Consider the following 10750-nt stretch of genomic DNA (forward strand, 5'->3'; position numbering starts at 1 on the left):
CGCTTAGATGCGTTTGGCCTGGGCAACCGCGTTGCCGATGTAGCTGGCCGGGGTCAGCAGTTTCAGCTCGGCTTTGGCCGCCTCGGGCATTTCCAGGCCGTCGATGAACTCGAGCAGGGCTTGCGGGCTGATGCCCTTGCCGCGGGTCAGCTCCTTGAGCTTCTCGTAGGGGTTCTCGATCGCGTAGCGGCGCATCACCGTCTGGATAGGTTCGGCCAGCACTTCCCAACAGGCATCCAGGTCTTCAGCAATGCGTTGAGCATTGAGCTCCAACTTGCTGATTCCCTTGAGGCTTGCCTCGTAGGCGATAACGCTGTGGGCGAAGCCGACGCCGAGGTTGCGCAGTACGGTGGAGTCGGTCAGGTCGCGCTGCCAGCGCGAGATCGGCAACTTGCTGGCCAGGTGCTGGAACAGCGCGTTGGCGATACCCAGGTTGCCTTCGGAGTTCTCGAAGTCGATCGGGTTGACCTTGTGTGGCATGGTCGAGGAGCCGATCTCGCCGGCGATGGTCTTCTGCTTGAAGTAGCCGAGGGAGATGTAACCCCAGACGTCGCGGTCGAAGTCGATGAGGATGGTGTTGAAGCGGGCGATGGCATCGAACAGCTCGGCGATATAGTCGTGCGGTTCGATCTGGGTGGTGTAGGGGTTCCACTGCAGCCCCAGGTCGCCTTCGATGAACTGGCGCGCATTGGCCTCCCAGTCGACCTGCGGGTAGGCGGACAGGTGCGCGTTGTAGTTGCCCACCGCGCCGTTGATCTTGCCCAGCAGGGGCACGGCCGCCACTTGGGCGATCTGCCGCTCCAGCCGGTAGACCACGTTGGCCAGCTCCTTGCCCAGGGTGGTCGGCGAGGCCGGTTGACCGTGGGTGCGCGAGAGCATGGGCACGTTGGCGAACTTCACCGCCAGCTCGCGGATGGCGCCGGCGATCTGGCGCATCAGCGGTAGCAGGACTTCATCGCGGCCTTCGCGCAGCATCAGGGCGTGGGACAGGTTGTTGATGTCCTCGCTGGTGCAGGCGAAGTGGATGAACTCGCTGACCTTGTCCAGTTCCGGCAGCTTGGCGGCCTGTTCCTTGAGCAGGTATTCCACGGCCTTGACGTCGTGGTTGGTGGTGCGCTCGATCTCTTTCACGCGCTCGGCGTGTTCGACGGCGAAGCTCTCCGCCAGTTCGTTGAGAACGCTCTGGGCCTCGGCGGAGAAGGGCGCGACTTCGGCGATGCCTTCATGGGCGGCCAGGCGCTGCAGCCAGCGCACTTCGACCAGGACGCGAAAACGGATCAGGCCGTACTCGCTGAAAATAGGGCGCAAAGCGCTGGTTTTGCCGGCATAGCGGCCATCGACGGGGGAAACCGCGGTGAGCGAGGAAAGCTGCATGGGAGGCGTTCTCGGACAATCGGGCATTGAAAAGGGCGCATATCATACATGAAATCGTGGCGCAGGCCGTAGCCTGAAGGTTGCCCTTGCGGAACAACCGTCGCTGGTCGTGCCGTTTCACGAAGATGCAGCCGGGAGCAGCGGGCATCCGCCCAGACGTGAGCTCCCTGCTTGGCAGCGCAAAGCGGCCGGGAGGGTTCGATCTCTCCCGGCCGTCAAGCCTTAGCGGCGTAGTTTGTTGCCCTGGTAGTTGAGTGCGTCAGCGGACTGCCTCGCCTTGTCCGAGCCCTTGTCGGTGCCGTTGACCGACGAGCTGGTCATCGCGAAGGTGTAGAGCGCATGAGCCGCAGCATCGGCCATCTGCCCCAGCGCCTCGTCATTGTTGTTGTCATAGGTGTCGCAGGCCAGGTGGTAGCAGGGGTCAAACGGCTCGCCGGCGATACCGCCGTAGATTGCCTGCTGCTCGGGGGTTTTGATGTCCTCGGCACCGGTGAAGAGGCCGCCGGCCGGAATGCCCACCGCGATGAAGGGGCCATAGTCGGAGCGCCCATCGAAGGCCGTCGGTTCGACCGGCAGTCCCTGGTCGGCAAAGTACTTGAGGAATACCTGCTCGATATTGCCGGAGCCGTTGGGGCCTGCCGTGCCGGTCGCCGAGCCGTCGCCATCGTAGACGAAGCGCGCGAAGTTGGGCGAGCCGATCATGTCGAAGTTGAGGTTCACCGCGATGTCCTTGATATCGCGTTTGCTCAGGCTGTCGACGTAGGCCTGGGAGCCATGCAAGCCGGCCTCCTCGGCGCCCCACCAGGCGAAACGCACCTGATTGACGGGGGCGAGGCCCATTTCGGCCAGTCGCAGTGCCATTTCGAGCAGCGCCGCCGAGCCGCTGCCGTTGTCATTGATGCCAGGGCCTTCCGCCACTGAGTCGAGATGCGCGCCGATTACCACCACGCGGTCGTCCCGGCCGGCCGGGGTCTCTGCGATCAGGTTGGCAGTGCTGCGGATTTCCGATATGGCGTCGACGAAGACGCGGGCCACCACCCCGCCCGCCACCAACTCCTGGCCAACCGCGAAGGCCGCGCCGACCACCGGTATGCCGACGGACGGCTCGCCGAGGGTGCCGTTGAAGGCGTCGGTACGTCCCTCCTGGCCCTCATTGAATATCACCACGCCGCTCGCTCCCGCCGCCTCGGCATTCTGCGCCTTCACCAAAAAGCTGCAGCTGCCACGCTGAATGATGGCGATATTGCCGGGCGTGAAGCTGGCAAAGTCGTCTGCTTCGCAGCCACTGGTCGAGCTGTTGGCCGTCGCGCCTGGAGGTAGCTGCAGATCGACGGCTTCGGCAGTGCCGGTTACTGCGCCGGCGCCGGAGTATTCCATGGTGACGAAACCGGCTGCATCGTCGTAGGGGTATACCACCGGCACTGGTGACAGCTGGTCGAGTTCCGCTGGCGACTGTTCCTCGAAGTAGGGGAAATCAAAGGGTTGTACCGTCACCACATAGCCGGCTGATTCAACCAGCACCTTGATATGCTCGAGGGAGGCATCGTAGCCCGCTGTCGTTGCGGCGCGCGTCCCCCCCATTGGCATCGGCGATAAATTGAAGTTCAAGTTGATGCGCGCGCACACCGTCTGCCGTAATGGCCGCGCGAAAGGCCTCGGTATCGACCGGGACGGCGGCGGTGCTCTGCTGAGCGGTGAGGAGGGCTGTCATCAGCAGCGTCAGCTTCGTCGTTCTCATGAGGTTCTCCTGTGCGGAAAATGTCACCGAAGACAACGCCTTTGAGCACTTCAGTGGCCGTAGTGGCCTGGCCGACTGCCTGCTTTGTTTCAACAATATCCGTGTCAGGCTGTTTCGAAAGCGTAGAGCAAATCCTGGCTGCCGCTAGCCGGGCTGGCGGCGCTGCGGCCAATGGCAGCTGCCAGGGGCGGCAGCGGTTGGTGTCTGTCTGCTGGCGCGGCTCACGGCCTTCAGCCTGGGGATGAGGTATCGGACGGCGCGCGGAATGACTGGCGGGTGCGGGCCGAATGCCCCTTGTGGCTGCGGAGAGATTGCAGGTCCGGCATTCAGCGCTGTCGATTCTCGATTGTCCTGGTTGCCGTTCGGCCGGGGCGGCGGCGAAGCGACAGCAGGCTGGCGGAAAAGATCAGTGCGGCGCCGAGCAGGGAGGTCGGATCCGGGGTTTCGCCCCAGCGCAGCCAGGCGATCGCCCCGGCGAAGACAATGGCCAGGTAGGCGAAGGGCCCTATCAGCCCTGGCGGCGCCAGGCTATAGGCCGTGGACATGATGATCTGGCTGATGGTCGCGAGCAGGCCTATGACCAGCAGCAGGCCCAGTTCCCGCTCGCTAGGTGGTTGCCAGCTCCAGCTCAGGGGAACGGCCGAAGCCAGGGCGCTGAACAGCGAGAAATAGAAGACCATGCGAAACGCCGGTTCGCTGTCGCTCATCTCGCGGATCGAGACGAAGGCAAAGGCGGCCAGGACACTGGCGGCCAGGCCGATCAGGGCCTGGCCGCCGAACAGCGCGGCCGACGGCTTGGCCACCAGCAGCACACCGAGCAAGCCGATCGCGGAGGTCGCCAGCATGCGTCTGTTCAAGGGTTCCTTGAGCCACCACCAGGCGATCAGCGGCGTGAACAGCGGCGCCGAGTAGGTGAATAGCATGGCGTCGGCGAGCGGCAAATGGGCGATGGCGTAGAAGAAGCAGTACATCGCCGCCAGGCCGAATCCGGTGCGCCACAGATGGGAACGCAAGCGCGTGGTCTTTAGTGGCCGCAGGCCCTTGAGCAGGATAAGCGGCAAAAAGAACAGCACCCCGACCAAGTTGCGGAAGAACACCACCGCCTCGTTGTTGACGCTGGCGGACACTTCGCGGATGCCGACGCCCATCAGGGCGAACAGCAATGCCGAAAGCGCCAGCAGTGAGGCGCCCTGCAAGGGTTTGTCCAGACGCATCAGCCGCGCAGCAGTGGGTAGAGTTCCCGAAGCAGCTTGCCGCGGCTGAACACCAGCTGCCAGCGGTGGCCGCCGAGTTGGCGCCACAGGCGCGCGGCACGGATACCGGCGAGCAGCAGGGCGCGAATCCGCGAGGCATTGCTGGCTTGCTGCAGGTAACGCATGTCGCCTTGCACCTGAATGCGCTGGCGGAAGGTGCTGATGGTGTCCTGGTACAGGCTACCGCAGGCGGCTATGACGTTCTCATGGACCAGGCCGAAGTGCTCGACCTGCTGCTGGATCTGGTCGAGGCGGCTGCCCATGATCTGCAGCAGGTCGTCGCGCTTGGCCAGCTGGCGCTCCAGGCCAAGCAGGGCGAGGGCATAGCGCAGTGGCTCGCGCTGCAAGGCGGCCGGGTCGCGTTCGAGTGCGCCGATCAGCGCGCGATAGCCGTCGCGCAGGTTGAGATCATCGCCGCCATAGACGTCCAGGGTGTTCTGCGGGTCGCGCACCAAGAGGCTGCCGAGCATGCAGCTCAGGGCCGGTTCGCCGACCTGGCCGGTCCTGGCCAGCTTGTCCACCAGCACGGCGGATTCGAATACCGCGCCGAGGGCGACCAGTTGCTCCTGGGTTGGGCTCATGGGCGTTGGTCCTTGCTGGTCCAGGGCTCGGCGGATTCGATCACACCACCACCCAGGCAGACGTCGCCGTCATAGAACACCACCGACTGGCCCGGAGTCACGGCGCGCTGCGGCATGGCAAAGCTGACGCGGAAGCCCTCTGCGGTTCGCTCCAGGGTGCAATCCTGGTCGCTCTGGCGGTAGCGCACCTTGGCCGTGAGCTGGCGTGGTCGGCTGAGGTCGATGGGGTTGACCCAATAGATCTGCGAGGCGAGCAGGGCGCGGGAGAACAGCCAGGGATGGTCGTTGCCCTGGCCGACCACCAGCACGTTGCGCTGGAGATCCTTGTGCAGCACGTACCAGGGCTCGTCGCCGGCATCCTTCAGGCCGCCGATTCCCAGGCCCTGGCGCTGGCCTATGGTGTGGTACATCAGGCCGTGGTGGCGGCCGATGACCTCGCCTTCGGTGGTCTCGATATCGCCGGGCTGGGCCGGAAGGTATTGCTTGAGGAAGTCGCTGAAGCGCCGTTCGCCGATGAAGCAGATGCCGGTGGAGTCTTTCTTCTTGGCGGTGGCGAGCTGGTACTTTTCGGCAATGGCACGTACCTGGGGTTTTTCCAGCTCGCCGACCGGGAACAGGGTCTTGGCGATCTGCTCGCCGCCGACCGCGTGCAGGAAGTAGCTCTGGTCCTTGTTCGGATCCAGGCCCTTGAGCAGTTCGGTGCGTCCGTCGCTATCGCGCCGGCGTACATAGTGGCCGGTGGCAATCAGGTCGGCGCCGAGCGCCAGCGCGTAGTCCAGGAAGGCCTTGAACTTGATCTCGCGGTTGCACAGGATGTCCGGGTTGGGGGTACGGCCGGCCTTGTACTCGGCGAGGAAGTGCTCGAATACGTTGTCCCAGTATTCCGCGGCGAAGTTGGCGGTGTGCAGCGGGATGCCGATCTTGTCGCATACGGCCTGGGCGTCCGCCAGGTCGTCCATGGCGGTGCAGTATTCGGTGCCGTCGTCCTCGTCCCAGTTTTTCATGAACAGGCCTTCGACCCGATAACCCTGCTCCAGCAGCAGCAGGGCGGAAACCGAGGAGTCGACACCGCCGGACATGCCGACGATTACACGCTTAGCAGTTGGATCTTGCATGGGGGCCATGTGCACGGATGTGAAAAGAGCGCGATTCTAGCAGGGCAGCCGCCTTGCGGCGAACGTCTCGCCGGTCAGGCGGGGTCGCGGATCAGGCTCAAGGGAAACAGCTCGCCGGTCAGGTAGTCATCGATGCAGCGCGGCACCAGCTCGCTGCGCCAGCGCTGCGGCTGGGCAGCCAGCTCGTCGCGGGTCAGCCAGCGGGGGGCGATGATGCCCTCATCAAGTGGCCGTGCGGGGTGCTGCTGCAGCGCCTTGCCGGCGAAGCACACGCGCTGGTAGGTCACGCCATTGCTCGGCGCGGTATACAGGTAGATGCCGATGACGCCCGTGAGCTGCACATCCCAGCCGGTTTCCTCGAGGGTTTCGCGAATAGCCGCCTGCAGGAGGCTTTCGTTGGCCTCCAGATGGCCGGCCGGCTGGTTGAGGACCGTTCGACCCTCGGCCAGCTCTTCGACCAAGAGAAATCGGCCCTGATCTTCGATGACCGTGGCCACGGTGATGTGAGGTTGCCAATGCATAGAGAACGCTACCTGTATGGGAAAGGGCGATCATAACAGCGCGCAGCGTGCTGTTTCGCCGGTCTGAAATGCGCAAACCCCGACACGGGGCCGGGGTTTGCGTTGCTCTGGCGCGCCGCGCGGCGAACCTGGCGGCTTATGCAGTCAAGGCGGCGATTGCACCGTTGAAGGTCGGGCTCGGGCGCATGACCTGACTGGTCAGCTGTGGATTGGAGCGGTAGTAACCGCCGATGTCCACCGGCTGGCCTTGGACGGCTGCGAGTTCGGCGACGATGCTTTCCTCGTTGTCGGCCAGGGTCTTGGCCAGCGGGGCGAACTGCGCCTGCAGTTCAGCGTCCTCGTTCTGAGCGGCCAGTTCCTGGGCCCAGTACAGCGCCAGATAGAAGTGGCTGCCACGGTTGTCCAGCTCACCGGTTTTGCGCGACGGCGACTTGTCGTTGTCCAGCAGCTTGCCGGTGGCCGCATCCAGGGTCTTGCCCAGCAGCTTGGCCTTCGGGTTGTCGGTCTTGATCCCGGTCTCCTCCAGCGACACCGCCAGGGCCAGGAACTCGCCGAGCGAGTCCCAGCGCAGGTGGTTTTCCTCGATCAGCTGCTGTACGTGCTTGGGCGCCGAGCCGCCTGCACCGGTTTCGTACATCCCGCCGCCGGCCATCAGCGGCACGATCGACAGCATCTTGGCCGAGGTGCCCAGCTCCATGATCGGGAACAGATCGGTCAGGTAGTCGCGCAGGACGTTGCCGGTGACGGAGATGGTGTCCTGACCGCGGATCAGGCGCTCCATGCTCACGCGTATGGCTTCGTTGTAGCCCATCATGCGGATGTCCAGGCCGCTCAGGTCGTGCTCCTGCAGATAGGTCTCGACCTTCTTCTGCAGCTCGCGATCGTGAGCGCGCTCGGGGTCCAGCCAGAAGATCGCCGGGGTGTTGGACTGGCGGGCGCGGGTCACAGCCAGCTTGACCCAGTCGCGGATCGGCGCGTCCTTGGTCTGGCAGGCGCGCCAGATGTCACCGGCTTCGACCTGGTGCTGCATGAGCACGGTGCCGTCGGCCAGCACCACGCGCATGGTGCCATCGGCGGTCATTTCGAAGGTCTTGTCGTGGGAGCCGTACTCCTCGGCTTTCTGCGCCATCAGGCCGACGTTCGGTACGCTGCCCATGGTGGTCGGGTCGAAGGCGCCGTTGGTCTTGCAGAAGTTGATCATCTCCTGATAGATGCGCGCATAGGTGCTTTCCGGCATGACGGCCTTGGCGTCTTTCAGCTTGCCGTCCTTGCCCCACATCTGCCCGGAGCTGCGGATCATCGCCGGCATCGAGGCGTCGACGATCACATCGCTGGGGATGTGCAGGTTGGTGATGCCCTTGACCGAGTCGACCATGGCCATTTCCGGGCGGCCGCTGTAGCAGGCGTGGATGTCCTGGAGGATCTCTTCCTGCTGCGAGGCCGGCAGCGCCTTGATCTTGTCGTAGACGCTGCTGATGCCGTTGTTGGGGTTCACGCCCAGCTCTTTGAACAGTTCGCCGTACTTGTCGAACACATCCTTGTAGTAGACGCTGACCGCGTGGCCGAAAACGATCGGGTGGGAGACCTTCATCATGGTCGCCTTGACGTGCAGCGACCACATCACGCCGGTTTCCTTGCAGTCCTGCAGGGTCTTCTCGAAGAAGTCGCGCAGCTTGCGGCAGCTCATGTACATGCTGTCGAAGACTTCGCCTTCCTGCAGGGCGAGCTGCTTCTTCACTTCGACCTGGCCGTCCTTGCCGACGAATTCGATGCGCACCTCACCGGCCTGGGGCATGGTGATCGACTGCTCGCTGGAGAAGAAGTCGCCCCCACGCATGTAGTCGGCGTGGGATTGCGAGGCCATGCTCCACTTGCCCATCGAGTGCGGATGCTTGCGGGCATAGGCCTTGACCGCGGCGGGTGCGCGGCGGTCGGAGTTGCCTTCGCGCAGGACGGGGTTGACCGCGCTGCCGAGGACCTTGGCGTAGCGCGCGCGGGCTTCTTTTTCCGCGTCGGACTGAGGATCTTCGGGGAAGTCGGGGACGTTGTAGCCCTGCGCCTGCAACTCGGCGATGGCGCCCTTGAGTTGCGGCACAGAGGCGCTGATGTTCGGCAGCTTGATGATATTGGCATCTGGCGTGGTGGCCAGGTCGGCCAGCTTGGCCAGGTCGTCTTCGGTCTGTTTGTCGGCATCCAGCTGATCGGCGAAGCTTGCAAGGATGCGCCCTGCAAGAGAGATGTCGCGTGTTTCGACGGCGATGCCAGCAGAGGCGGCGAAGGCTTCTACAATTGGGAGAAGCGAGTAGGTGGCGAGGGCTGGGGCTTCGTCGGTGAAGGTGTAGATGATCTTCGAGCGGGTGGACATTGGGGTTAACTCTCTTCTTCGCTGAGCGTGCACAGTCCCTCGAGATGCGCGGGTAGGCGCCCTGGCTCGTTGGGTGGCCGAGCCGGGAATCGAAGACTTGCCGCTGTGAGGTTGGATGCACCAGTAGAGTGTTGAGCACTTCGAGCCGCCAAACCGAGGTAACAATTCGGCGGTTTCAAGAGGCAGCTATCTCGATCAAGACCAGCAACCCCTTATGACTCGTTAGTCACCTAAGCAGTATACCACTGCGACCTGGGGTCGCAGAATGCCCTCGTGCATAAGACCAACGAACATATGGTTTCACCCGAATCAACTGAGTTACTCTCGGGCGATGTGCACTGTTTAACCACAAGACGGAGTCCAGCATGGGATACCAAAAGATCCAGGTGCCAGCTACCGGTGACAAAATCACCGTCAATGCCGATATGTCCCTGAATGTACCGAACAACCCGATCATTCCTTACATCGAAGGCGATGGCATCGGTGTCGACATCAGCCCGGTCATGATCAAGGTCGTCGATGCGGCGGTCGAGAAAGCCTACGGTGGCGAGCGCAAGATCTCCTGGATGGAAGTGTACGCCGGCGAGAAGGCCACTCAGGTTTATGACCAGGACACCTGGCTACCCCAGGAGACCCTGGATGCCGTCAAGGATTACGTGGTTTCGATCAAGGGCCCGCTGACCACGCCGGTCGGCGGAGGCATTCGCTCGCTCAACGTGGCCCTGCGCCAGCAGCTGGACCTTTACGTGTGTCTGCGCCCGGTACGCTGGTTCGAAGGCGTGCCAAGTCCGGTCAAGAAGCCCGGCGACGTCGACATGACCATCTTCCGTGAGAACTCCGAAGACATTTATGCGGGCATCGAGTGGAAGGCCGGTTCGCCGGAAGCCAACAAGGTAATCAAGTTCCTCAAGGAAGAAATGGGGGTCACCAAGATCCGCTTTGATCAAGACTGTGGCATTGGTGTTAAGCCCGTCTCCCAGGAGGGCACCAAGCGCCTGGCCCGCAAGGCATTGCAGTACGTGGTCGACAATGACCGTGACTCGCTGACTATCGTGCACAAAGGCAACATCATGAAGTTCACCGAGGGTGCCTTCAAGGAATGGGCCTACGAGGTTGCCGCTGAAGAGTTCGGCGCCACCCTGCTGGACGGCGGCCCTTGGATGCAGTTCAAGAACCCGAAAACCGGCAAGAATGTGGTGGTCAAAGACGCCATTGCCGATGCCATGCTGCAGCAGATCCTGTTGCGTCCGGCCGAGTATGACGTGATCGCCACCCTGAACCTCAATGGCGACTACCTATCCGATGCCCTGGCAGCAGAAGTGGGCGGTATCGGCATTGCGCCGGGGGCCAACCTGTCCGACACCGTGGCCATGTTCGAGGCCACTCACGGCACTGCGCCGAAGTATGCGGGCAAGGATCAGGTAAATCCTGGGTCGCTGATTCTTTCCGCCGAAATGATGCTGCGTCACATGGGCTGGGTCGAGGCGGCAGACCTGATTATCAAGGGCACCAATGGCGCTATTTCGGCCAAGACCGTGACCTACGATTTCGAGCGGCTGATGGATGGCGCTCAGTTGCTTTCGTGTTCGCAGTTTGGCGACGCCATGATCTCCCATATGTGAGTTCATCGGCGTAAGTAAGCGGGGGCCGGTCATCTGATGACCGGCCTTTTTTTAGGCTATGTCCCAATAGCGTGTTGCGCGGTGCGTCCTACCGCCTCCTGGATGCAGTGAACTGGCCGAATGCTTTGCTGGTAGCGCTCAAGCATGCGGCGCCAGCCCAGGTAATTGGGGAGGTAGCGGG

General features: G+C 63.0%; 8 protein-coding genes and 1 pseudogene. 1 reads left to right on the forward strand and 8 read right to left on the reverse strand.

Annotated elements, in window-relative coordinates; translation table 11 throughout:
• Positions 1 to 3: 3 nt before the first annotated feature.
• The 7 genes from purB to AB5S05_RS16870 all read right to left on the reverse strand — a co-directional run bounded on the left by purB (position 4) and on the right by AB5S05_RS16870 (position 8947).
• A complete protein-coding gene (purB, locus tag AB5S05_RS16840; RefSeq protein ID WP_369288677.1) occupies positions 4 to 1374 on the reverse strand; it encodes an adenylosuccinate lyase in 1371 nt (456 codons plus the stop codon).
• Between the two features lie 222 nt (positions 1375 to 1596).
• Complete coding sequence (locus tag AB5S05_RS16845; RefSeq protein WP_369288678.1) at positions 1597 to 3000, reverse strand: M20/M25/M40 family metallo-hydrolase; 1404 nt, start codon at positions 2998 to 3000, stop codon at positions 1597 to 1599.
• Between the two features lie 438 nt (positions 3001 to 3438).
• Positions 3439 to 4326 carry a DMT family transporter gene (locus AB5S05_RS16850; RefSeq protein ID WP_369288679.1) on the reverse strand — a complete coding sequence of 296 codons (888 nt, stop codon included), beginning with the start codon at positions 4324 to 4326 and terminating at the stop codon, positions 3439 to 3441.
• Positions 4326 to 4946: a high frequency lysogenization protein HflD gene (gene hflD, locus AB5S05_RS16855; RefSeq protein WP_369288680.1), complete on the reverse strand. Its 621-nt coding sequence runs from the start codon at positions 4944 to 4946 to the stop codon at positions 4326 to 4328. Before hflD ends, AB5S05_RS16850 begins: the two co-directional genes overlap by 1 nt.
• Positions 4943 to 6061, reverse strand: coding sequence for a tRNA 2-thiouridine(34) synthase MnmA (mnmA, locus tag AB5S05_RS16860; protein WP_369288681.1), 1119 nt, complete (start codon positions 6059 to 6061; stop codon positions 4943 to 4945). Before mnmA ends, hflD begins: the two co-directional genes overlap by 4 nt.
• 74 nt (positions 6062 to 6135) lie before the next feature.
• Positions 6136 to 6582 (reverse strand): NUDIX hydrolase, encoded by a 447-nt coding sequence (locus tag AB5S05_RS16865; RefSeq protein WP_369288682.1) that lies wholly within the window; start codon positions 6580 to 6582, stop codon positions 6136 to 6138.
• 136 nt (positions 6583 to 6718) lie between these two features.
• On the reverse strand, positions 6719 to 8947 hold the full coding sequence (locus tag AB5S05_RS16870) for an NADP-dependent isocitrate dehydrogenase (RefSeq protein WP_369288683.1): 2229 nt from the start codon (positions 8945 to 8947) through the stop codon (positions 6719 to 6721).
• A gap of 365 nt (positions 8948 to 9312) precedes the next feature.
• On the opposite strand from AB5S05_RS16870, the gene icd reads away from it, so the two are divergent.
• A complete protein-coding gene (icd, locus tag AB5S05_RS16875) occupies positions 9313 to 10569 on the forward strand; it encodes an NADP-dependent isocitrate dehydrogenase (protein ID WP_369288684.1) in 1257 nt (418 codons plus the stop codon).
• 56 nt (positions 10570 to 10625) lie between these two features.
• Here the strand turns inward: icd and AB5S05_RS16880 are convergent.
• Positions 10626 to 10750 (reverse strand): annotated as a pseudogene (locus AB5S05_RS16880) (IS1595 family transposase); the annotation flags it as partial.

It is taken from the genome of Pseudomonas zhanjiangensis (assembly GCF_041027545.1).
GTDB lineage: Bacteria > Pseudomonadota > Gammaproteobacteria > Pseudomonadales > Pseudomonadaceae > Aquipseudomonas > Aquipseudomonas zhanjiangensis.